Genomic DNA, 25,438 nt, shown 5'->3' with positions numbered 1-25,438 from the left:
TTTCGATGGTACGAAAAAAGCTTTCAATTTTTATGGTGTTAGTAATGGTATTTTCATTGTTTTCAACTAGTGGGATATCAGCAAATACGGCTTCAACGGAAGATGAACGTCCACATTTGAGATTTGACTTCGGAACAGAGTCAAGTTCTGTACAAGGAGGATGGACGAAAGTATCCGATTTAACGGAATACACAAGTGAAAGAGGATTTGGGTTTGCTGAAGTTAATGAAGGGAAATCTGATGACCAAATTGATGATTTACGTAGAGATTTCGTATTAGCATTCCAACACACTTTTACGGCTGATCTACCGAATGGGGAATATGACATTGTCATCATTACCGGATCTAATTGGGATTTTGATACGACAACTTATTTCCTCCAAGGTGAAGAGGAGGAACGAGGCGGATATCCAACACAAGCAGGGAATTTTAATGCTTACGAGGAGTCAGTAACGGTGACAGATGGGCAACTATCTATTTACTTTGAGGGTGCCTGGGCACGAGTGAATGGGATAGAAATTTATGAAAGCGGATCTGATGAAGCGCTTCATAAATTTGACTTAGGAACAGAGGATAGTCCTGTAGCGGAAGGATATACAAAAGTATCCGAATTCACTGTCTATGATAGTGAAAAAGGATTTGGGCTTGATAGTGTAGCGGGTTCTCGCGATCAAGCGAATAACTTAACGAGAGACTTCGTAATCGCCGGTGATAATACTTTCAAGGCAGATGTACCAAATGGACATTATCGAGTAGTAATTACTTCTGGTGCGGAGCGGGATGAAAACATCACAAGCTATTCCATCCAAGGTGGAGAGACAAAAGGTGGAGATGTTACAAGTCCACGACAATATAGAACATATGAGGATATAGTAGATGTGACAGATGGACAATTAGTTATTGATTTCTTCGATGATTCACGTATTAATGCAGTAGAAATAGTACCAGTTTTAAAGATAACTAGCTTAGAAGTTTCAGAAGTAGCTCTAGGACTAGATTCTTCCGTTAGCTTAAACTGGGATAACATGGATGCTGCTACTTCCTATAATGTGTACCGAATAGCAGAAGGAGAGGACCGCTTTACTCATATTGGTAATACTTCTGAAACAAGCTTTACAGATGAAGTACCGGAAATAGGCTATACGTATACTTATGCGGTGTCTCCAGTACCTAGTTTTGATATTGAGTCAGTAAGAAGTAATGAAGTAACGGTTTCCATGATCGATGAAAATGTTAACGCTCCACGTAATCCGGTTGGAGTAAAACTTGATAATGTAGTAGTAGAAGAGGAAGTAACGTTCTCATGGAATAAAGTGAACGATGCAGACCTTTACTACGTATATCGAACTCGCTTCCATGAAGATCAAATCCCGAATGTGGAAGAATCATTTGAGAAGATTGGAGTAACGGATGAACTAACTTTCACGGATGAAAATATTTACTCTTCTAATCCATACTATTATGCTGTAAGGGCAGTTAATGCAGGTGGAATGTCGGAAGCATCTAAGATGATAGGAGCACAAGAAAGAGAAGAATCAACGGAAAAAACGTATGGTGTTGGACCATTTGATGCACAAGTAATCCAAACTGGTAATGGGTGGAGAGCAGTTAACGATGGAGTCGTGTATTCTGGTGACGACATGCTTGAAGCGATGGAAGCAGCCGTAGACAGTTTAACTCCTGGTCGTACAACCCAAGAGAAGGTTATTGTTCGTGGATCTGGAACAATTCCAGCGGATAAGTCCCTGGATATACCAAGCCATACTTCATTTGAGATCGACGGAACGATCCATGTAGAAGAAACTGGAGATGATTTTAGTTATGGTGTTCATAACGCTGCGGTACGAATTATGCATGCGGAGAATGTATCTATTCCGAAATTAAATGTAACAGGTACACCAAACTTCGGAATATTCGTTCGCACTTCAGAAAATATTCACTTTGGAGAGATTGACCTTCGCTTAGATGGTGGTCTTGGAATGCGTATCGATAGCCGTGATGATGATACCGTTTACGGTGTTCGAGATGTTCGCATTGATAATGTTTACGTTTCTGGTACTAGTGCTCACGGTGTGGAAACGTATGGAGTTGATGGTATTAGCATTGGAAAAGTGACAGCGGTAGATACTGGATATGCTGGTATATTGCTAAACGATACGATCAACGCAGAAGTAGATAGAGTTTATGGATTTGGAGCAGGAACTGGTACAGGTTATGCTGCCTTCCGTATGGCGAATCGAAACGGGAACATTGATGATGAATATTCTAAAAATATCTTTGTAGGAGAAGTTATTGCCCGTGGAGGGGGTCGAGGAATCTTCAGTGTATCACGAAGTGGTGGTGCCGTTATCGATCGCGTTGATATTAAAAATACAGGAAACAACGCGATGCTCATCGAGAACAGCTTCAACATTACATTTAATGGCGGTATCGTTGAAGGGCCTACAGGAATCCGACTTGCACAGCGTGCAGATATGCCTGAAACAAGAGATATTCTCATGAAGAATCTGACAGTGATTGATTCTTATATTCTTGAGAGACCATGTGGAAGCAACAATCAGTTTGAAAATATTAATTTAGTGAATAGTACAATGGACTATTGTGGTCAGTAGAATTCTAGTAGATTCACAACGAAGTATGTAAAAGATAATGGTTGAAGGAGAAGCTGGTTACCTCAAAAGAGAAACCGGCTTCTCCTACGTATTCCTTGAGCATTTTTGGTATGGAAAGAATTCTCCACTAAACTTAGTACATAAAGGAAGGGTTCTAATGAGGAATTATAGCATTGAAGTAAAAAATGAGAAAAAAGAAATTTATCCAGCGCAACTGAAGGTTGATGAAGTAAGTCCCAGTGGTAAGCGTATAAGCTTAACGAATTATTATTTAGAAATGGATGGAGAACCTTTTTTTGGGATAAGCGGCGAATTTCATTTTAGTCGGTATAACAGTAACCGGTGGGACGATGAAATCATCAAAATGAAGATGGCTGGTATTAATATTATCTCCACCTATATTTTTTGGAATCATCATGAAGAAGAGCAAGGTGTTTTTGACTGGGGTGGAAATAAAGATTTAAGGCATTTTATTGAGCTTTGTGGGCAGCATGGCATGTATGTCATTATTCGAATTGGTCCTTTTGCCCACGGGGAGGCAAGAAATGGAGGCTTACCTGATTGGCTGTTTGGACGGCCGTTTGATTTACGATCTAATGATGAAGCCTACTTAAATTACGTTAAAAATCTATTTAGTGAAATCGGTAAGCAAGTAAAAGGGCTGTTATTTCAAGATGGCGGACCAATTATTGGCACTCAGCTAGAAAATGAATATGAACATGCGGGCGCTCCTTGGGAAATGACAACAGGTACGGGGAATGAATGGCTGCAAGCAGGAAGAGATGGCGATGAGCATATAAGAAAACTCAAGGGAATAGCGAGCGATGTAGGAATTCAAACACCTCTATATACATGTACAGGTTGGGGAGGTGCCTCTGCACCAGAAGAGGAGGTTCTTCCTTTATGGGGAGGCTATGCGTTTTGGCCGTGGATTTTTTATGGAGATGTAGAGGAGCATCCACCAACTCCGGAGTATATTTTCAGAGATTTTCATAATAACAAGAAAGTTGATTATGGGTTCACGCCGAATTATGAAGCAGAAAGTTTGCCATTTGCTTGTTGTGAAATGGGTGGTGGTATGACCGTTTTTTACAAATATCGGTTTGCCCTTCCTTTTGAAAGTGTGGATGCAATGGCCAGTATAAAAGTAGCAGGGGGCTGTAATTTTGTTGGATATTATGTGTTTCACGGCGGTTCGAATCCTATGGGGAAAAAAACTCCCTTTCTTAATGAAACTGCCACACCAAAAATTTCCTACGATTATCAAGCACCCATTGGAGAATTTGGTCAAATAAGAGATTCCTATAAACGCTTAAAACGCCAGCATTATTTTTATAAAGAGCAGGAAAAGACGTTTAATAAAATGAAAACAGTTTTACCAGTAAACGCTGACACTATCGAACCGACGGATATAAATACATTACGATATGCCCTTCGAACAGATGGGGAAAGTGGGTTTATTTTTATTAACAATTATCAAGACCATATGGAAACGAAGGACCAAGAGAATTTTTCCATAACAGTAGAGCTAGAGAACGAACAAATACGAGTACCGAATAGGGGTGGTCTGTCTTTAGGAAAAAATGAATCTTGCATTTTACCATTTAACCTTGATCTAGGGGATTGTACGTTAACGTATGCAACAACGCAGTTCATGACAAGCTTAGAGTACAATGGGGAACCCTACTATTACTTCTTTGCTCCAGAAGGAATGTATCCTCACTATTCCTTTAGTAATAGGGGAATAGAAGCGGTTCAAGTGGAAGCTGGAATGACAGAAACGGAAGGAGATCAACTTCTCGTTTCGCTGAACGAAAAGGATTGCAATATGATAGATATAAAGCTTAAGGATGGGAAGGTAATTCATATTTGTACACTGTCTTCTCAAGAATCCATGAACTTTTGGAAGTTTACCATCAAGGGAAAGGATAGAGTAATGATTACGGATGCTGCTTTACTCGTAGATGATAAACGGGTTAGGTTGGAGACTGTGGATCAATCGAGGGTGACATTAAACGTCTTTCCTAAATGGAAGGATGGGGAGGTCGTATTACAAGGGTGTGCGGTAAAGAAAAGGAAGAGTGAAGGGCATTTCCAACAATATGAGTTAAATGTAAATGTCCACAACAAGGAAGATTTAGCTGTTCGTAAGGTAAGTGATGCAAAAGCAGAAATCCAGATGTCAGCAGAGGTGTTCCGTGGAGTGAAGGAACTTCTATTAGAAGTTGATTACGATGGCGATATTGGTTATGCCTTTATTGATGGTGAGTTAATCCATGATAACTTTAGCAATGGTAGGAGTTGGGAGATCGGTTTAATGGCACACCAGGCCAAATTAATAGAAAAGGGCATGTATTTATATATTTCTCCCCTGAAAGAGGGAAGTTACGTTAAAAGTGATTCTCCCAGGGCAGCGAGGAGTGAAGTCGCAGGTAAAGAGATCGCAGATATAAAATCTATAAAGGTTAAATCGGTTCGAGAATGTAGTCTTTTGTTCTCAGATTAATAGAATGATAGGGAAGTAGTATGTCTTTGCTTTCATTTAGATTGTATGGGACTAATTATTGTCAGATAACTAAATCAATGATACAATCGGATGGAATCAAACAATAATAAACCTAAACAAACTTTTACAATACCCGTTTGTTTGTGGAATTGGTACTTTATTTCTAAAAGTTAGGCAATGTTAAAGGTAGTTGTTGATTTTTAAATAGCGTTGCCTGCGGAAAGCGAGCGTTCTGAAGCGAAAATCAACATCAAAGTTTAACAGGGCTAAAAGTTAAAAAGAGAGGTAGTGCAAAAAAAAATGAATCGAATCGTCATTTGCGGATTAAGTAACAGAGCGTTAGGTATGTTCATTCAGCCAATAATACAAAAATTTTCCGAAACAAATGAGGTTGTGGGATTACTAGATAATGACCCTAGGCGAATTGATATTTGCCATGAACGATTTCCAGAATTAACTCCAGTACCGAGCTATAACGAAAGTCAGTTCCAACAAATGATAGAGGAAACAAACCCAACCAGGGTTATTGTGGCTGGGAGGGATGACACACATATTACCTACATTTTAAAGGGCTTACAAAATGATCTAACCGTAGTGACAGAAAAACCGATGGTAACAACTGCCGATGATACACGTAAAGTTATGGCGGCAGAAGCAGCAAGTAAAGGGAAGGTAATCGTTACTTTCAATTACCGTTATAATCCCTACCACCGAAAAATAAAAGAGCTTATATTGGAAGGGAAAATTGGTCGAGTAACTTCTGTCGATTTAAACTGGTACATTGATACCTATCATGGAGCAAGTTATTTTAAACGGTGGAATCGGAAACGGGAACATTCTGGAGGACTTTCCATACATAAATCTAGCCATCACTTTGATTTAGTTAACTGGTGGATTGACCAAAAACCAGAGGAGGTCTTTGCCTACGGTGCTTTGAATTATTACGGGAAAGACGGGGAACTAAACCCGAGCCCAACGAACAACCGATACTGTGGCACTTGTGAGGAACAATTAGACTGTGCCTATTATATGCGTTGGCATAATAGAAGTAATTCTTCTTCAGGTGTGAAAGATGATCATATCAAAGACGAAGGTATCGAAAAGTCTAGTAAAAACTATACAAATTACCGACCAGATGCTTGTATTTTTGATCACGAAATTGATATTGAGGATACCTATGTGGCGACAGTGAAGTACAATAAAGGTGCTTTTTTAAGCTATTCTGTTAATTTCTCTGTCCCTTTTGAAGGCTATCGTCTGGCCATTAACGGAACAAAGGGAAGAATAGAAACCCAAGAGTTTGATGAACCAAGTCGTGTTCCTTTTCCAATACCGGAGCAGACAATTGATTATTATCCGATGTTTGGATCAAAGGAAGTAATCCACGTGGTCAAGAGGGAGGGGACTCACGGAGGAGGAGACCCAATACTGCAAGAGGATTTATTTCTAGGAATGGATCCAACTCGTCCTTATGAGATTCTTGCAGGAGCGGAGGCAGGTGCCTACTCCATCGCCCTTGGAGAAGGAGTATGGCGCTCCAGTAAGGAAAACCAACCTGTTAGAATAGAAGAATTATTGGGAAAAACAGTGGTTGTGGATTAAATGTTATGAAAATCATGATTAGATTTAGTACATAGCTATCAAAAGACATAAAAATGACTATGGAGATTTTTTCTAATACAATTACTGCTTAAAAATAGAAATGGGGGTGTTTCGAATAATCGCTGAATAGCGGTATTTTGGAACAGCCCTTTTTCTCTTTAAGTCCTTTCTTCGTTCGTACTTGAATAGGTTTTCGTAGTTTGTAGAAACTAATATAAATTTCGAACTGCCCGAATTGAAGTATTTTAGGGGAGAGTCCATGAGTTATGAAGAAAACAAGACATTGGTTTAAAGTTAATCCATTTTTAATCCTTGGCATTATTCATTTTGTAATGTTGTTGTATACATTTTATAAACAAAGGAATAGGAAAAAGTTGTTTGTCTTATTATTATCCAATATTGGATTAGCCTATGTTTTTGATTATATTGCTGTAGGTAATTTAAAAGCATATAGGTATAAACCAAAACTAATGAAGGAACCTTATCTCGATCATATTATAGGTGCAATTTTCTCTCAGTCTTTCTACGTTCCTATAACTGCTGTATTTATTACGGCCTTTCAATTGGGGTGGAAGGTAAAGCTTTTCTTTTCTGTTTATTTTTGCTTCATTGAAAAGCTTTTTCTCAAATGGAAAATTCATAAAAATCATTGGTGGAAAGTGCAATATACGTTTGTGCTAATTAACTTTTACTTCTGGTTAAGTGATAAATGGAATGAGAAATTAAAAGAGAGACATCCCATCATCCTATTCTTCTCCCTTTTTCATATGATTGAGGTGACATGGAAAACCATTTGGTTCCCCTTAGCACTTTCCAAAAAAGCAAGACTAGGCGTAGGGGAATATTATTCCTGGAAAGAGCATTTTTATTTTTCCCCAACCTACTTTTATTCATTATCATTTATTTTCACTCTGTTTAGAAAAGTAGGATGGAAGTCATATTTTGTTCGCCTAGGATTAATTACCTTAACAGATACTATTTTAATGAGGCTTAACTATCTTAAAGTGAGGACATATTTCCCTTTATTAATTATCCACATTACAACACTTTCATTTGCCAATATATATCGACGTTGGGTGTACGAATAGACTGGCTTTACGTTTTGTACAAAGCCAGTCCCAGCAGTCTCTATATAATGCAACGAACCGACCACATGCTTTAGGCATAAATTAGATATTAATGTGATTTTTGAGAGGTGAGCAGTAAGTGGAATACCGTTACGAATACAGAGCAGTAAATCTCCCTGTCCAATTCCCTCCGCAACATCAGCCGTTTCATCCTGGACTTGAATGGATGATGAGGCCGAGGCCAATTTCTGAAAGCCCTGATTATAAAGCAACAGGAAAGCTCCAGGGGAAAGTGGCCATTATTTCCGGGGGAGATAGTGGAATTGGGAGGGCCGTTGCCTATGCCTTTGCTAAGGAAGGGGCAACTATTGTGATTGTGTATTTAAACGAACATGCAGATGCCCAAGAAACAAAACAGCGTGTAGAGCAGTTAGGTCAGCAGTGCCTAGCTATCGCTGGGGATTTAGGTCAAGAACAAACGAGCCATCAAGTGGTTGAACAAACCGTTCGGTTGTTTGGAAGGATCGACATTATTGTTAATAATTGTGCCGAGTCCTATCCGCAAGATCAAATAACGGATATTACTTCTGAACAGTTAATAAGAGTTTTTCAATCCAATGTTTTTTCTTATTTTTACTTAACAAAAGCAGCCCTTCCTTATTTAAAGGAAGGAAGTTCTATTATCAATACGACATCGGCCTCCGCCTATGAGGGACAACGTGGTAACCTTGATTATTCAACAACAAAAGGGGCAAATGTTACCTTTACCCGTTCCCTTGCACTTGATTTAGTGGATAAAGGAATTCGCGTAAATGGAGTGTCACCAGGACCGATTTGGACACCGATTATTCCTTCCAGTTTTTCGGCAGAGGTTGTTCAAAATTTTGGTACAGGAACACCAATGAAGCGAGCAGGTCAACCTTTCGAACTTGCTCCTGCATATGTGTACTTAGCCAGCGATGAATCAAGCTACGTTACAGGGCAAATGATTCACGTGAATGGAGGCATGAAAACAAGCAGTTAAAAACAAAAAAATGTTAGAAGCCATTCAAAGGACCGACTCTAAGTCTAACATCCTATTTGAATGGCTATTTATTTGCTTCTATTTGACGACAGGATATTTCAAATTACGATTAATCTCCGCAATTAATGTTAGCGCTAACATATAATTATGTTATAGTAAAGATAGGAACGTTTAATACTAAAAGACATATAAGAACTTCAAAGTATCTATGAGATTTATATCTATTTTAGGCAGCACTAACATTATTTTGGAAAGAAAATGTTAAGTTGTCTTCCATTAGATGTGTAATTTACCGAATATTCAAGAAATTTATTGAGTATCTGTATTAAGAATAGTAAATGCAACAATATTATCAGGATGTAAGGAGTAATAAATCAATGAAAAAAACACCTATATTATTATTCGTGTTACTCCATTTAATACTGTTAATGGCATGTGAAAATATATTTTCAAGGAATGATAAAACAGTTGATTCTCCTTCAGATATCTTAAATGGTCCTAGTAAACAAAAAGTTGAACTTCGATTTACTTGGTGGGGAGGAGAAGAGCGACATAATCGTACATTGCGTGCCATTGAGTTATTTGAAGAAAGACATCCCCATATTAAAATAGACCCATCATATGGGAATTTTGAAGGCTATTTTGAAAATCTTACAACACAATTTAATGCAGGTAACACTCCTGATATCATTCAATTTGGTGGGAATTTAAATGATTATGTGTACAGGGGTGTTGTACTACCATTAGATACCTTTATTGGTAATGAATTAGATATCACTTTACATGATCAAAGTATGATTGATGCAGCAACATTCGATGGACAGTTTTACGGTGTATCTTTAGGGATAAATACTTGGGGTTTACTATTGAATAAGTCAATGTTTGAAGAGGCAGGAATTCCTTTACCTCATATTACTTGGACATGGGAAGATTTTATTGAAATCTCCATTCAATTAAGCGATTCTTTAGAAGGAGTTTATGGAACGGAGTATTTTGATCATAATGGGTTCGGAATTTTCATTGATCAACGGGGAAAAACCTTACATGAAAATGGTATTCTTGGTATTACCTATGATGATGTTGTTGATTGGTTTCAGTTATGGAGTGATTTAAGGGAGAAAGGCGGAGCGTTACCGGCTGATTTACAAGTAACATCAACCTTAACCCCTGAACAATCATTATTTGTTAGGGGAAAAGTTGCTATGACGCTTATTCCTAGTAATCTAGTTGAAGCATATAGTAATTATTCAGAAGACGAAGTAATTTTTCATCCTCATCCTAACAATGAAATTGGCAGAAGTGGAGTTTCCTTGAGGCCAAGCCAATTTTTAGCAGGAAATAAATATACAAGGTATCCCAATGAGGTTGCTCTATTTTTAGATTTTATAGTTAATGATAAAGAAGCTGCTACTATATTAGGAAATGAACGGGGAACTCCTGTCAATTCGGAGATAAGGGAGTTCTTGTTAACTAACTCGAGCGAAATGGAAAGGGAAATTTTTAAATTTATAGATTGGGTTAGTATTACATCAGATGCTCCGTACGTACCTAATTTACCTGGTTATAATGAAACAAGTGCATTATTTTTAAGAATAAGTGAAGAAATTGCATTTGGAAAAAAAACGGTGGAAGATGGGGCTAGGGAATATTGGAACGAACTTGAAAAAGTACTAACACAATATAATAAGTAGTTTGGGAAGGTAATCATACATGTTTAAAAAACTAAAAACGATTATAGTTATTAGTTATGTTGTAGTTACTGTCTTATTTTTTACTAGCTTTAGTTTTATTACGTACAAAGTCTTTTTCGATTATACTACACGGGAAATTAGTGAGGCGAGATTAACTGGGGTAAACGAGAGCATGAGCAGAATCTCTTCGTTTATTACTAGTGTAAAAGATTCCGGAATTTACTTTGTTACTAACAGGAATGCTATTAGAATTTTATCAAATAATGACTTAACTACCTATGAGTCAATCGTAGAGCAGCGTACTTTAACAGAATTAATGAATAATATAGCAAGCTTTAAAAAAGGAATTCATTCTATTGAACTCTTTACGGATAGGTACGATGATTCCCCTGCTGTTGCTGGTGCTCAAATTTTTTCTACTAAATTATTATACGAGGAACCTTGGTTTCACTTAATGGAGCATAATCAAAATGGTTGGATCCCGAAACATGAATCTCCTACTTCAAGTCATAACTTCGTTAGTTATTTTCATCAATTGAGGAATCAGCGAGGGGATATGGTGGGTTACATTAAAGTCAATGTATTAGCAGATAGATTTTTTGAAAGTATGTACGATGTAAACTTTGCTGGTAGCATGGATGAACCACTCATTTTAATTGATTCCAACTACCGAATCATTGGTCAAACGAATACGAAGGAAGCCCATGGAATCTTAGATAAAGTCATTATATATGAAGAAGATGAAAAATATGGGAGGCTTCATGAATCGTATAGTCAATACTTTAATTATTATGATATGTTGGAAGAAGGTAACAAAAATTATATGTTAGTTATTTCTAAGCCTAATGAGGATTATTGGCGCTTAGTTCATTTAGTTCCTATTGATTCTTTATATAGTGAAACCAAAAAATTAGGGATGTATATTTTTCTGTTAGGAATTGTTTTTCTAATTTTGTTAATTCCTATCGCCTATTTAGTAGGAAAAAGCTTATTAAACCCCATTAATAAGTTAATTTATGGAATGCAGCAAGTGGAAAATGGTAATTTTGAAGTCCGCGTAGAGCCTCATTATATAGAAGAGTATAAAACAATGGCTACGAATTTTAACAATATGACTTATCAACTAGACAAGTCATTAAAAGATTTAAAAAGAGAAAATAGAGCAAAAAGAGAAGCGGAAATTCGTACGTTACAAAATCAAATTGTTCCTCACTTTTTATATAATACCCTTGATATGATTCATTGGAGGGCATTGGATTATCAAGCTGAGGACATAAGCTCAATGGTAATTCAATTAAGTAAAATGTATCGAATTGGCCTTAGTGGAGGGCAATCATTTATTCCCCTTCGTGACGAACTGGAACATGTAAAATGTTATGTTCAACTCCAAGAGGCTAGGCTAAAAACGGAAATTAAATACGAAGTAAGAGTTCCAGCAACCATTAAGGATGTATTTGTTCCAAAGATTATTTTACAGCCATTTGTGGAAAATAGCTTGAAGCATGGCTATCCAAGGGATTGCAGAGAAGCTATTTATATTTGTATATCTGCTCGACGTGAGGAAAATAATTTATTAATTGAGGTAGTTGATCATGGTGTAGGGTTACCTGCAAATTGGAATGATGAAAGGAAATTAGGTATCGGCATTAAAAATATTCAAGAACGAATTATGCTTTATTGTGGTACAGAATATGGAGTCATCCTGAAGGGGGATGAAGGGAAGGGGACGATCGTTGAAATGAAACTTCCCATTATTGAAAATAGGGATGGACTCAAGAATATATAAAGATAGAAAAGTGGGTGTGTTAAAGGGTCAACAAAGACTCTATGGCACACCACTTTTTTATTTCAATAGCTACAATTATAAAAAATTCTTTGTTTTTCTATAATTCTTACTTTTCTTATGATAATCCTTACTTTCCTTTATTCTTATGTAAGTGCTTACATTATAGAATTTAGTTAAGAAATGAGATAGTACTTTCACACACCTATTTGCTAGTAAAAGTACTGTTTTATTTTAAAAACTAAAGGAGGGTCTAAAAAATGAAGAAGTTTTTATCCGTATTTTTACTACTGTCATTCATTTTTGTACTTGTGGCATGTGGAGGTTCTGATGATGCTTCAAGTGAAACCGATGGAGGAAATAACGAAGAATCAGGATCAGGGGATCAAGGAAACGATACCGGTAATGTTAGTGATGATCAAATAGAATTACGTTTTGCGTGGTGGGGCGGACAAGAGAGACATGACCGTACATTAGAAGTAATTGAACTTTATGAATCTAAAAATCCTCATATTAAAATAACAGCGGAATACTCAGGATTTGACGGATATTTTGACCGTTTAAGTACCCAATTTGCTGCTGGAAATGCACCAGACATTATCCAATATGGTGGTAACTTAAATGATTATGTATCAAGAGATGTGGTGTTACCTTTAGATCAATTCGTAGGTAATGAACTGGACATCAGCTTGCATGATGAAACGATGCTCGAAGCAGGATCCTTTAATGGAAGTTTATACGGAGTAACGTTAGGAACAAACGCATGGGGATTATTATTAAATAAAACGTTATTCGAAGAAGCTGGAGTAGATTTACCAAGTGAAGATTGGACATGGGAAGACTTCACTGAGATTGCTGTTCAATTAACAGAAAATCTTGATGGAATTGCTGGAACAGAATACTTTGACCATAATGGTTTCGGAATCTTTATTGACCAAAAAGGTAAAGTGCTTCACGAAGATGGAGTATTAGGTATTGATGAGCAAGACGTTGTCGATTGGTTTACTTTATGGCAAGACATTAGGGATACAGGGGCAGTTGTTTTACCTGAAATTCAAGCAGCTTCTTCTACAACTCCGGAACAATCCATGATTGTAGCTCGTGAAGTAGCAATGCAGTTAATTCCTAGTAACCAATTAGGGGCATATAGAAATGCAACACAAGATGAGTTAGTTTTCCACGTGCATCCATTAATGGATGGTAGAAGTGGAATTGCATTACGACCAAGTCAATTTTTAGCAGGTTACTCTGAAACAGAACATCCCGAAGAAGTTGCTAAATTCCTAGACTTCTTTGTAAATGACTTAGAGGCAACAGCGATTTTAGGAAATGACCGCGGTGCACCAGTGAACTCGGAGGTTCGTGAAAACCTAATCGCAATTGCAAATGAAACAGATTCCGATATCTTTGCTTACATTGACTTTATTTCTAGAACTTCAGATTCACCATACGTACCAAATCTACCTGGTTATAACGAAACGGAAGCTCTATTCAAAACTACAAGTGAAGAAATAGCCTTCGGTCAAATTTCCGTAACGGATGGTGCATCACAATATTTTACAGAGTTAGTAGAAGTGTTGGAAAGAAATAGATAACAATATTTTATGAGAGGATTGGATATTACAATCCTCTCAACCTATTATTTTGAAGGAGAGTGAAAGTAGTGCTCCAAAAAAGAAAAAATTACTTAATAGCATATATGTTTTTGTTACCTTGGTTCATCGGTTTTTTCGGGCTCGTAGTAGGTCCGATGATTAGTTCTCTTTACTTATCCTTTACACAGTACGATCTATTAACAGCACCGCAATGGGTGGGAGCGCAAAATTACGTTGAAATGTTCAATGATAGAAAGTTTATAGCTTCTGTTAAGGTAACAACTACCTTTGTAGTAATTGGTGTACCTTTGCAATTGATTGCCGCACTATTTATAGCGATGCTGCTAAATAAAGGTTTAAGTGGTATAGGGTTTTATCGTACCGTGTATTACATTCCTTCTTTACTTGGTGGAAGTGTTGCCATTGCCCTGTTATGGAAAAATATTTTTGGTATGAACGGAATTTTCAATGATTTCTTGGGGATTTTCGGTATCGCTGGAAGAGGGTGGGTATCTCATCCTGATTATGCAATCTACACACTTATTGCCTTAGCTACATGGCAGTTTGGATCATCCATGGTAATTTTCTTAGCTGGACTAAAGCAAATTCCTGGGGAGCTCTATGAGGCTGCATCGGTTGATGGAGCTAATCCGTTTATGAAATTTAAGGCTATTACACTTCCATTATTAAGCCCTGTTATTTTATTTAATCTAGTAATGGTATCCATTAGTTCACTACAAGTGTTTACATCCGCCTATATTGTAAGTGAAGGAAGCGGAGGACCAGCAAACTCTACTTTATTCTATACATTATATTTATACCAAAAAGGTTTCTCCTTTTTTGAAATGGGATATGCTTCTGCCATGGCATGGTTATTATTAATAGTAATCGCTTTGTTAACTGCCATCATATTTTTCTCATCAAAATATTGGGTTCATTACGAATATGGAGGGAAATCATAATGGCTAAATCATTTAGTGTAAAAAAATTAATCATACACGTCTTTATATTAAGCTTTGGTTTAGTAATGCTTTATCCAGTAATCTGGATGGTTTCCAGTTCGTTAAAGCCTGAGTATTTAATTTTTTCACAACCGGGTTTATGGCCAAGTGAAATTACATTTGACAACTATATTAATGGCTGGAATATTGTTCGAAACATGACCTTTGGTGTTTTCTTTCAAAACTCCTTTATCATCGCTACCATTGCTGTTATAGGAAATCTTATAACGTGTTCTATGGCAGCCTACGCATTTGCAAGAATGAACTTTCCTTTAAAAAGAGTATTCTTCGCACTTATGTTAGTTACGATTATGCTTCCATCTCACGTAACATTAGTGCCTCAATATGCAATTTTTCATAGCTTTGGCTGGATCGATACCTTTTTACCTTTAACAGTACCAAAGTTATTAGCTACTGATGCTTTCTTTATTTTCTTAATGGTTCAGTTCTTTAGAGGTATCCCAAAGGAACTGGATGAAAGTGCAACCATTGATGGGTGTGGTCCTATTCAAATATACTATAAAATTATCTTACCACTAGCATCGCCGGCACTACTTACGACAGCTATTTTTACTTTCATTTGGACATGGGATGACTTTTTCAGTCAACTATTATACTTAAATACGGTTAGTAATTTCACTGTACCGCTAGGGTTAAGACTTTTTCTAGATTCTCAAGGTCAATCTGCTTGGGGTGGGCTGTTAGCAATGTCCGTTCTTTCCCTATTACCAATTATGATTCTATTCTTCTTCTTCCAACGACAAATTGTGGAAGGTATTGCAACAACAGGGGTAAAGGGATGATGTATCATAAATTATAGTTATAATGAAATAAGGGGGATAACTCTCTTATTTCATTGTAGTCCCCACTGTGTGTTGAAAGGAGAATTTCCATGAAGACTATATTAATTGTTGACGACGACCATACAGTTACTAAAGGTTTGCTTGATCATGTTCCGTGGTCTAAATTGAATATAGAAGTACAAGATACGGCCAACGATGGTACCGAAGCATTAGAAAAAGTTAGAAAAATTCAACCTGATATCGTGATAACAGATATATACATGCCGAACATGAACGGATTAGAGCTTATAAAAAAACTTCATGATGAGTTCCCAACAATTACCATTATTATACACAGTGGTTATGATGATTTTGATAATGCGAGGGAAGCGATGAAATATGGTGTAAAGCATTTCTTGTTGAAACCTGCTGTCGTTTCTGAAATACAGTCTGTATTAAATGAAGTTGTGAAAGAGTTAGTGGTAAAAGAGAAGCAAAAGGATTTAATACATCAATATAATATACAAATGAATGAATATATTCCCCATTTAAGGGAATCGTTTTTTCGAGAAATTTTATCAACCAATGATAAGGAGGTAGATATCCCCGCTGAAAAATTAAAATTATTAAATTTAGAGCAATGTTCCAATCTCGTAGTAATCAGCCTAGATTTAATTCGATCTCCTTATTTAACAAAATCTAAAGAGGAAGAGTGGCAGTTGAATAAGTTTGCTGCTGGGAATATTATTCGGGAGACAATCAAAGAACAAAGTTTGATTGACGAGGTAGAAATTTATGTAGTTGATTATTCCGATTCGATGTTTTTACTTATTTGTATAGAAAAACAAGGATACGGAGATTTGAATTCAATAAGTAGGTCTATCTCTCAAAAATTAGTAGAACATATTTTACTCTATTTAGAGATTTCCCTCGTTGTGGGAATAGGAAATGTAAAACAAAGAATCGACGAACTTTCGGAATCCTATATAGAAAGTCAGAAAGCCCTTGAAGCGGCAGAATATGAAGCGATTAATCAAGTATATACTTATTCTCAAGTTCATAAGGAAGAAAAAGCTCCTGACTTTCAATATCCATTAGATATTTTGAAGGAAATAAATGATGCTGTTACCTTTAAAGACTATGATCAAATGAAGGAATCTTGGTTGAAAATAGAAAAGTATATAAAGGAAGATAAAAAGATAGTTTCATTTATGGTGCAAAATATTTGCATAAGCATTGTTAGTACGATAATGATGCATGATCATTCTGATAATAGTGACTCAGAAGAAAAGAAGGGTATATCCGATTATATATCTGAGATATACGAAAAGTATTCTTCGAAGGAATTAATGGTTTGGATGAACGAATTTTTGAAAGGGTGGATAGAGAAGAAAACGGAAGAGGTTAATGGGAAGAAGAGTAACCGACTTATAAACGAAGTCAAGAAGCATGTACACAACTATTATGACCAAGAAATAAGCTTAGGGGAAATCGCTGAAAATCTCTTTGTAAATCGTAATTATTTATCGCAACTATTCAAAAAGGTAACAGGGGAGTCATTCGTCACCTATTTAAATAAGTACCGAATAGAAAAGGCAAAAGAGAAGCTGAGGGAAAAGAACTACTTAGTCTATGAAATTAGTGAAATGGTAGGTTATCAAAACCCTACCTATTTCAGTCAAGTATTTAAGTCTATTACTGGGTATAGTCCATCAGACTATTATAAATAAGGAGAGGAGAGGGAGAAAATGATGCTAAAGAATGAAAACATACAAATACGCGACCCATTTGTTTTTACGAATAAAAAGGATGGTAAATATTATTTATTTGGAAGTACCGACAAAAATATTTGGGGTCCAGGTACTGGGTTTGATGTGTATGTGGGAGAGGATTTAGAAAACTGGGACGGACCTTATCCTGTTTTTCGCCCTGATGAGGATTTTTATTCTGAAGAAAATTTTTGGGCACCGGAAGTCCATGAATATAATGGACGTTATTTTATGTTTGCTACTTTTTTTAGAAAGGACAATCAACACCGGGGTACGGGAATTCTAGTTTCCGATAGTTTAATGGGACCCTTTAAACCTCACAGTGCTGGTCCAGTTACACCGAAGAATTGGTTTTCTTTAGACGGAACACTTTTTATTGACGAAGAAGGCTTACCATGGATGGTATTTTGCCATGAATGGGTACAGGTGGAAGATGGAGAAATCTGTGCAGTTAGACTGAGTGAAGATCTAAAAGAAAGTGTCGGTGAACCTATTGTTTTATTTCGTGCTTCGGAAGCGCCTTGGCCTACTTCCTTTAAGCATAAGACGAGAAAATCCCCAAATAATTATGTGACGGACGGAACTTTTATGTTCAGAGCATCTAACGGAGAGTTGTTAATGTTATGGGCCAGCTTTGTTAACAATGTCTATGCACAAGGAATTTCTCGCTCCAGTTCAGGGGAAATAACCGGTCCATGGATTCATGATGAAAAACCAATCTATCATGATGATGGAGGTCATGGCATGGTTTTTAAAACCTTTGAAGGGAACCTAATGCTAACCTTACATTCACCAAATAAGACACCGTTGGAGCGTCCAATCTTCATCCCAATTGAAGAGAAAGACGGAAAAATTCAAGTAGTTGACTAGTTTACTAGTAAAGGAGCGACAATCCTGATGATAGATCGAAAAGCATTAGTTACGAGACATAATCCAATAATAAAAAAAGTGGAGCCCCTTTCCCCTTTATCCGTTGGGAATAGTGAGTTTGCCTTTACTGCCGATATTACCGGATTACAATCATTTCCCGAAAGCTACTCTGTTCCTTTAGGTACACAGTCCCATTGGGGATGGCACTCTACAAAGGAACCTAATTTATATGATTTTAATGATATTAGACTTCAATCTCTAGATACCTATGGACGAGGAGTTCCCTATCCACTTTATCCTGAAGATAAGGAAGAAGCTTATCATTGGCTGCGACAAAACCCCCATCGTATCCATTTAGGTCAGCTGTCCTTTTTATTTAAGAAGGATAATGGGGATCGAGTGGAAATAACAGATATCTACAATACGAAGCAAGTTTTAAACCTTTGGGAAGGCTGCTTACATAGTGAATTTGAAATAGAAGGAAAAACGGTTCATGTTACCACTATTGTTCATCCGGGTCATGATGAGATCAGTGTAAAAGTAGTTTCTGAATTGATGGAGGCGAACCAGCTACAGGTTGTATTAAAGTTCTCTGCACCTGATATGTATTCTAATAACTGGGATGAGTGTGGTGATCTTGATTGGGATAACGCCCATCGACATGGCACAGAGATCGTTTCCAAAACAGAAAACACAGCAATATTGTTGAGAACAATGGATAAGGAAAGTTATGAGGTAGTTTGGTCCTGGAATCAAGGAGAGTTTACAACGGTAGGGAAACATGAATACGTCCTTACACCATTACAGCAGTCGGAGTTCCTTTTTTCTGTCTCCTTTGCTCAAAAAGCACCGAAGATAACGGACTTTAATGAAGCGATGAAACGAAGTAAGGAGTATTGGGAAAACTTCTGGTTGTCAGGTGCTGCCATCGATTTTTCTGGAAGTAAAGATGACCGGGCTTACGAATTGGAACGGAGGGTTATCCTATCTCAGTTTCTAACGGCCATTCATAGTGGCGGTTCTTTACCACCTCAAGAAACGGGGTTAATGTATAACAGCTGGTTTGGAAAGTTTCATTTGGAGATGCATTGGTGGCATGGAGCACACTTTCCATTGTGGGGACGTACGGAAATATTAGAAAAGAGCCTGCAGTGGTATAAATCGATTCTCCCATTGGCAAAGGAGTTAGCAACTTCCCAAGGCTATGAAGGAGCCCGTTGGCCGAAGCAGGTTGGCCCCGATGGGAAGCAAAGTCCCTCCATTATTGCGCCAGTTCTTATTTGGCAACAACCCCATCCAATTGGCATGGCAGAATTATGCTATCAATCTCATCCAGATGTGAAAACCTTGGAAGAGTGGAGGGAAATGGTTTTTGATTCAGCTGAATTTATGGCATCTTTTACTGTATGGAATGAACAAAAAAATGCCTATGTACTAGGGCCGCCGTTAATTCCGGCACAGGAAAATCATAAGCCAGAGGAAGCGATAAATCCGACCTTTGAATTGGAGTATTGGAAGTACGGACTAGAACTTGCCATTCAATGGGTGGAGCGACTGGGAATAGAAGCACCTGCAAAATGGAAGGAAGTTGCAAAGCACTTAGCAAAGCCACCTCATGATGATGGTGTTTATTTAGCCCATGAAAACTGTCCAGACACCTTTACAAAGTACAATCATGATCATCCTTCTATGGTAGCTGCATTTGGTATTTTACCTGGGGCTTTAATAGATAAAGAGATGATGCGAAATACACTTCGGAAAGTGATGACTGATTGGCAATGGGAGACGGCATGGGGATGGGATTTCCCCATGTGTGCCATGACTGCTGCTAGGTTAGGAGAAGCTCAAATGGCAGTGGACTTTTTATTAATGGATGCTACAAAAAATACGTATTTACCGAACGGACATAATTATCAACGGCAAGGCTTAACTGCTTATTTACCAGGCAATGGGGGACTGTTAATTGCCGTTTCCATGATGGCCTGCGGCTGGCAAGGAGCTACTAGTTCAAAGGCACCTGGCTTCCCGAACGATGGCAGTTGGTCAGTGAAGTGGGAAGGCTTACGTTCCTTTTTGTAGAGGTAATCGAGAAGATAAACTAAAAAACACAACCGAATAACAACGTTGTTAACCGAAGTGAATAATGGTGAGGAGAGACGGAGATGAAAAAAAGATTCTTACGGAAAAGCCAGATTATGTAATTGTAACAACCGTGGACAGGACACATCATACCTATATTATTAAAGCGCTAGAGCTAGGATGCAATGTAATAACGGAAAAACCAATGACGGTGGATACGGAAAAATGCCAAGAAATTATTGATGTCGTAAACCGAACTGGTAAAGAAGTTAGGGTAACGTTTAACTACCGTTATGCCCCTCATAATACAAAAGTACGTGAGCTGATCCGGGAGGGGGTAATTGGAGAAGTGTTCTCAGTAAACTTTGAATGGGCACTGGACACCCAGCACGGTGCTGACTATTTTAGAAGATGGCATCGTGATAAACGAAATAGTGGGGGGCTATTAGTTCATAAATCCACCCACCACTTTGACCTCGTCAACTTCTGGCTCGGTACGGAACCGGAAAAGGTGTATGCTAACGGCGGTTCGTTTTTATGGTAAAGAGAACGCAGAAGCTCGTGGTGTGACAAAGTTTTATCAACGTGCTCACGGAAATGAAAATGCCATAGGAGATCCATTTGCCATTCAGCTAGGAGAAAATGAACACCTGAAAGCCATGTACTTAGATGCTGAAAAGGAAGATGGATATCAACGGGATCAAAGTGTATTTGGTGATGGAATTAGTATTGAAGATACTTTAGGTGTTATGGTCCAATACAAAAACAAAGCCATCTTAAATTACTCTTTAAATGCTTACTTACCTTGGGAAGGCTTCATCATCTCTTTCAACGGATGTAAAGGAAGAATAGAAGTAAAGGTAATAGAACAATCGTATATAAATTCCGGTGGTGAAAAATCCGATGAAGGAGCCTTAGAAGAAAAAACCATTCGAGTAATGCCAATGTTCGGCAAACCGTATGAAGTGGAAATAGGGGAAGGAGAAGGTGGCCACGGTGGCGGTGATCCATTATTACTGGAAGATCTCTTTGGTACTCCTAGAGAAGATGAGTTCCGTCGTGCAGCCACTCACATAGACGGTACCAAGTCTATTTTAACAGGGATTGCTGGAAATATTTCGTTACGTACAGGGCAGGCAGTATATGTGGATGAATTAGTTAAATTATAAGACTAAAGTTTATTCTTAATTTATAAATTCTCTAGCGTTTCATTTAACTAGACTTCTAATCAAAGTGATCGAGCGTCTATTGCTCGGTCTTTTGCCATTGTATAGTAAACATGGAAGCTGGTGGCTAAATATTAATTAAGGGTTAAAATGGTTTTCTTGATTAAACATTGAAACAGGCTCCCTGGTTCCCGTAAATTTGCTATACTTAAAGAGTCTGTTCAAAAAGGGGGTGTTTTTTCCCCGTTTGAACAGACTTGAAGCAATGAGCGGAGCCGCTGTTGTATTTTGAAGCCAGCTAGGAGTGGGTTTCTCCTAGCTGGCGCGCAGCGAGTGGAGCCATTGCAACACACTTTTTGAACACGCTCTTATAGAAACTGTTTAAAAAGATCGGTTCATTTGGGCAATTTTTTCTTTAGTAAGGTTGGAAACTAGGAGAAACCAGCATTTGGAGGGGGATGAAATGACAAATACCGGTTTAATGGGATTTCTTTATCGGGTTTCTGAGTGGATTATGCGTTTAGCATATATCAATTTATTATGGGGTTTATTTACTATTATAGGTTTAATCATTTTTGGATTTGCACCAGCAACAGCAGCTAGTTTTGCTGTAATTAGGAAATGGTTCATGGGAGATACGGATATACCTATTTTTAGAACCTTTTTTAAAGTATATAAAGAAGAGTTTATAAAGGTTAATTTATTAGGTGCTATTTTAGGAATTGTCACTTTTATTCTTTATGTAGACTTCTTATTTGTTAATACTATTGATGGAATTTTTCGAACTATTATGTCTATAGGATTAATCACGGTCAGTATACTATTTTTAATTATCTTGTTATATATCTTTCCAGTGTATGTCCATTATAAATTGAAACTATTTGAGTATCTTAAATTTTCCCTAATGATTGGTATAATAAATCCTTTATCTACCATTATGATGATTATAGGATTATTAGCTTTATATCTAGTGTATATCTTTATACCAGGAGTAATTCCATTTTTTGGTGCCAGTTTAATTTTTATAGGGATAATGGGGCCTGCATACAGTAGTTTCAAAAAAATGGAACAGCGAAAAAATGACATGGAACAATTAAATTAAAAATTTCTAAAAGAAGATGGGTGTCCACTGATAGTTGTGACCGTTGGAGATAAACAACAATCAGAGAGAGTAAGGCGGTTGATCAATATGAATAAGAGAATCCTTTTTAACGAAGGGTGGGAATTTGCAAAAAGCAGTTTAGAAGTTTCAGATGTGGATGTATTGGAATTCGAACCTGTAGATTTACCACATGACTGGCTAATTTATAATACATTAGATCTTTACGAAAATAGTATTGGATGGTATCGCAAGCAATTTAAATGGGATAATGAAGCAGATCAGGTTCTCCTGTATTTTGATGGAGTTTATATGGATTCTTCCCTCTACGTAAATAAACAATTAATAGGGGAGTGGAAAAATGGTTATTCCTCTTTTGAACACGAGATCACAGAGGCACTTGTAGAAGGGGAAAATGAAATCCTTGTGAAGGTAGTTCATCAAAGCCCTAATTTGTACCAGTAAAAATGGTAGTGATAAAACCAAACTTATTTCAGAGCTTGAATTTAAGGCGGTTGGTCTTGGTACAGCTTATAAAGATCCCTATGGATTTATCTCTGCAGGATTATATGATTATAGTAAAGGTGAAGTAACAAATGGAAATGAGCGGGGAGTAGCCACTAGTCGAGACGGGGAAACACAAGTAGGATTCCGTGATATTGACTTTGGACCTTATGGCTCCGACAAGATTACGATTCCTATATTTGCTTTATCAAGTGAAGAGTATCCTCTACAAATATGGGAGGGTATGCCGGAGGAAGAGGGGAGTTCCTTACTGGCGGATGTTATCTATCAAAAGGAGTCGAAGTGGAACGTATATCAAGAAGAAACATATCACTTATCAAAAAGACTTCGAGGTATTACATCTATATGTTTTGTCCTGAACAAGAAGGTCCATATAAAAGGATTTTCCTTTGAAAAGAGCAACCGGGCCTTTAAGCAAAATCTCGCTACAGAAAGTGATCACATATATGGAGATACGTTTACAATTAGTGGAAATTGCGTTGAAGGTATAGGAAATAATGTTTCCCTAGAGTTTAAAGAGATGGATTTTACAAATGAGGGAGCTACGAAACTAGTGGTTTATGGAAAATCACCTATTGATAAAAATACCATTCATATTCGTTTCGCAAATGAGGAAGGGGAAACGAATCAACTCGTAGAATTTACACAATCTGATGAATACGAAGAACGAGTATTTGAATTGGACAAAGTAACTGGGATTCATAAAGTAACCTTTATATTCCTTCCCGGATCCAATTTTGATTTTGGTTGGTTCCGGTTTATGTAAGAAAACGTAGCAATAAGTTTCCTATTATATTTAGTTCATCATATAGGGAGGATGCATACTCTTGCTAACGTTTTACTAGGCGTATGCATCTTTAAGTTTGATAGTACTTTTTTTGGTGTATCTAAAAGTTGTATAATACTAAGTGAACCTTTCAAATTACTTCGAAAAGGATTGGTCTTATGGAAATAAGATATTCTGATAAAAGTATAACGAACATACGTGATATGACAATTAAAAATAGTTTTAATGAATATATTTTTCCAGATATGGAACTAGAGTTTGAGCTTAGAAGCATGCATTTAAGAAGTGTTAAACGTTCCTGGCATTACCCTGCGCATGAACACCCTTTATATGAGATTAATTTAGTAACTAGTGGTCAACAGGTTTTTATTGTAAAAGGAGAGGAGTATGTTCTGAGTGAAGGGGACATGGTCCTTATTCGGCCGGGAGATCTCCATTCTAGTTCTAGTAACGGAAAAGGTAATGATGGGTTCAGCTACTTTTGTATTCATTTTAATATAGATGATAAATTAATTCTGCCTTACTTCAAAGATACGACAGAGGTTTATTATGATGCTAACTCTATGCTGACACGTAGTATTAGACCGTTATTAGATCGTTTAATTAATTTTTCCAAAATTCCGAAGGTTGGTTTTAAAGAAAAAATGATTATCCATTCTGTTATGTTTGAACTTTTGGGAATGCTTGTTTCATGTCTAGAGGAAAAAGATAATAATCTTGAGAATATTTCTGATAGAACGATTCGAATTGCCTACAAAATCGCCCAAAAAATTGATGTACTTATAAGACAGCCTGGGAATATGGATAGCTCTCCGGAAAGTAATATTCGGGTTGAGGACATTGCTGATCAGTTGGACTTCAGTGTATCTTATTGTAATAAAGTATTTAAAAAGGTGTTTAATATGTCTCCAAGGCAATATGTTACCTTTAGAAAATTAAATGAATCTAAAAGTCTCTTAACAGAGGATAAGTATTCCATTGAACAAATTGCCTTTATGATGGGCTACCATGATTCCTCCCATTTTAGTCGGCAATTTAAAAGGTGGACTGGTATATCCCCAGGACAATATAGACAAAATCAAACCAATATTTTGGAGAAAAATGAATAGATTTCTTAAAACAAAACGTTATACCTGCTTAAGTTGGTAGCAGGAATAATGTTTTTTATAAACTAAATTTTAATTTTTCTCGGTGGACCTCCATTCAAGTGAATATTTGCACCATGGAGAATGAAAATATTAGTCTGAATAGGAATGAGCGAAGGTCCGTGAGACTCCTGTGGGAGAATGGCCTAGCCGAGACCCCACAGCGACGAAGTCGCGAGGAGGCTTGGCAGGTCACCCACGGAAAGCGAGCGGACCGTAGCGAATGACAACCAGACTCGTATTTTCAGGGTAGCCTATTTATAATAAATTAAATTTGCCCAATTGTAATTCCCGATTTGGACATTTTCATGGTAAAAAGGTACATCGAAAGCTTC

16 protein-coding genes and 2 pseudogenes are annotated in these 25,438 nt (G+C 37.2%); all 18 read left to right on the top strand.

Going from position 1 to position 25,438, the window contains the following annotated elements:
• Nucleotides 1-5 precede the first annotated feature (5 nt).
• The 18 genes and pseudogenes from J2S74_RS02695 to J2S74_RS02610 all read left to right on the top strand — a co-directional run bounded on the left by J2S74_RS02695 (nucleotide 6) and on the right by J2S74_RS02610 (nucleotide 25,067).
• Nucleotides 6-2,612: a fibronectin type III domain-containing protein gene (locus J2S74_RS02695; protein ID WP_307321518.1), complete on the top strand. Its 2,607-nt coding sequence runs from the start codon at nucleotides 6-8 to the stop codon at nucleotides 2,610-2,612.
• A 157-nt stretch (nucleotides 2,613-2,769) separates the two neighbouring features.
• Complete coding sequence (locus tag J2S74_RS02690; protein WP_307321515.1) at nucleotides 2,770-5,118, top strand: beta-galactosidase; 2,349 nt, start codon at nucleotides 2,770-2,772, stop codon at nucleotides 5,116-5,118.
• A 300-nt stretch (nucleotides 5,119-5,418) separates the two neighbouring features.
• Nucleotides 5,419-6,720 (top strand): Gfo/Idh/MocA family protein, encoded by a 1,302-nt coding sequence (locus tag J2S74_RS02685; protein ID WP_307321513.1) that lies wholly within the window; start codon nucleotides 5,419-5,421, stop codon nucleotides 6,718-6,720.
• A gap of 266 nt (nucleotides 6,721-6,986) precedes the next feature.
• Nucleotides 6,987-7,808: a hypothetical protein gene (locus J2S74_RS02680; RefSeq protein WP_307321510.1), complete on the top strand. Its 822-nt coding sequence runs from the start codon at nucleotides 6,987-6,989 to the stop codon at nucleotides 7,806-7,808.
• Between the two features lie 118 nt (nucleotides 7,809-7,926).
• Nucleotides 7,927-8,811, top strand: coding sequence for an SDR family oxidoreductase (locus J2S74_RS02675; protein WP_307321508.1), 885 nt, complete (start codon nucleotides 7,927-7,929; stop codon nucleotides 8,809-8,811).
• 377 nt (nucleotides 8,812-9,188) lie between these two features.
• The gene (locus J2S74_RS02670; protein ID WP_307321505.1) at nucleotides 9,189-10,502 is read left to right on the top strand and encodes an ABC transporter substrate-binding protein; all 1,314 of its coding nucleotides are present in this window, start codon (nucleotides 9,189-9,191) and stop codon (nucleotides 10,500-10,502) included.
• A 19-nt stretch (nucleotides 10,503-10,521) separates the two neighbouring features.
• Nucleotides 10,522-12,288, top strand: a complete 1,767-nt coding sequence (locus tag J2S74_RS02665; protein WP_307321503.1) for a sensor histidine kinase — start codon at nucleotides 10,522-10,524, stop codon at nucleotides 12,286-12,288.
• Between the two features lie 257 nt (nucleotides 12,289-12,545).
• The gene (locus tag J2S74_RS02660) at nucleotides 12,546-13,880 is read left to right on the top strand and encodes an ABC transporter substrate-binding protein (RefSeq protein ID WP_307321500.1); all 1,335 of its coding nucleotides are present in this window, start codon (nucleotides 12,546-12,548) and stop codon (nucleotides 13,878-13,880) included.
• Between the two features lie 104 nt (nucleotides 13,881-13,984).
• The gene (locus tag J2S74_RS02655; protein WP_307322283.1) at nucleotides 13,985-14,842 is read left to right on the top strand and encodes a carbohydrate ABC transporter permease; all 858 of its coding nucleotides are present in this window, start codon (nucleotides 13,985-13,987) and stop codon (nucleotides 14,840-14,842) included.
• On the top strand, nucleotides 14,842-15,684 hold the full coding sequence (locus J2S74_RS02650; RefSeq protein WP_307321499.1) for a carbohydrate ABC transporter permease: 843 nt from the start codon (nucleotides 14,842-14,844) through the stop codon (nucleotides 15,682-15,684). The genes J2S74_RS02655 and J2S74_RS02650 overlap by 1 nt, the downstream gene beginning before the upstream one ends.
• An 89-nt stretch (nucleotides 15,685-15,773) precedes the next feature.
• A complete protein-coding gene (locus tag J2S74_RS02645; protein ID WP_307321497.1) occupies nucleotides 15,774-17,393 on the top strand; it encodes a response regulator in 1,620 nt (539 codons plus the stop codon).
• A gap of 21 nt (nucleotides 17,394-17,414) precedes the next feature.
• On the top strand, nucleotides 17,415-18,302 hold the full coding sequence (locus tag J2S74_RS02640) for a glycoside hydrolase family 43 protein (protein WP_307322280.1): 888 nt from the start codon (nucleotides 17,415-17,417) through the stop codon (nucleotides 18,300-18,302).
• Nucleotides 18,303-18,329: 27 nt separating this feature from the next.
• Complete coding sequence (locus tag J2S74_RS02635; protein WP_307321494.1) at nucleotides 18,330-20,381, top strand: glycoside hydrolase family 65; 2,052 nt, start codon at nucleotides 18,330-18,332, stop codon at nucleotides 20,379-20,381.
• A 100-nt stretch (nucleotides 20,382-20,481) separates the two neighbouring features.
• Nucleotides 20,482-21,550, top strand: a pseudogene (locus J2S74_RS02630) (Gfo/Idh/MocA family oxidoreductase); the annotation flags it as partial.
• A 460-nt stretch (nucleotides 21,551-22,010) separates the two neighbouring features.
• Nucleotides 22,011-22,649: a YesL family protein gene (locus J2S74_RS02625; RefSeq protein WP_307321493.1), complete on the top strand. Its 639-nt coding sequence runs from the start codon at nucleotides 22,011-22,013 to the stop codon at nucleotides 22,647-22,649.
• 87 nt (nucleotides 22,650-22,736) lie between these two features.
• A complete protein-coding gene (locus J2S74_RS02620; RefSeq protein ID WP_307321491.1) occupies nucleotides 22,737-23,111 on the top strand; it encodes a sugar-binding domain-containing protein in 375 nt (124 codons plus the stop codon).
• Nucleotides 23,095-23,937 (top strand): annotated as a pseudogene (locus tag J2S74_RS02615) (carbohydrate-binding protein); the annotation flags it as partial. The gene J2S74_RS02620 and the pseudogene J2S74_RS02615, both read left to right, overlap by 17 nt.
• 179 nt (nucleotides 23,938-24,116) lie before the next feature.
• Entirely contained in the window at nucleotides 24,117-25,067 is a 951-nt protein-coding gene (locus J2S74_RS02610) for an AraC family transcriptional regulator (protein WP_307321488.1), read from the top strand.
• Nucleotides 25,068-25,438 lie beyond the last annotated feature (371 nt).

It is taken from the genome of Evansella vedderi (genome assembly GCF_030813435.1).
Classification (GTDB): domain Bacteria; phylum Bacillota; class Bacilli; order Bacillales; family Salisediminibacteriaceae; genus Evansella; species Evansella vedderi.
This window is presented reverse-complemented; position numbering and strand designations above follow the sequence as displayed.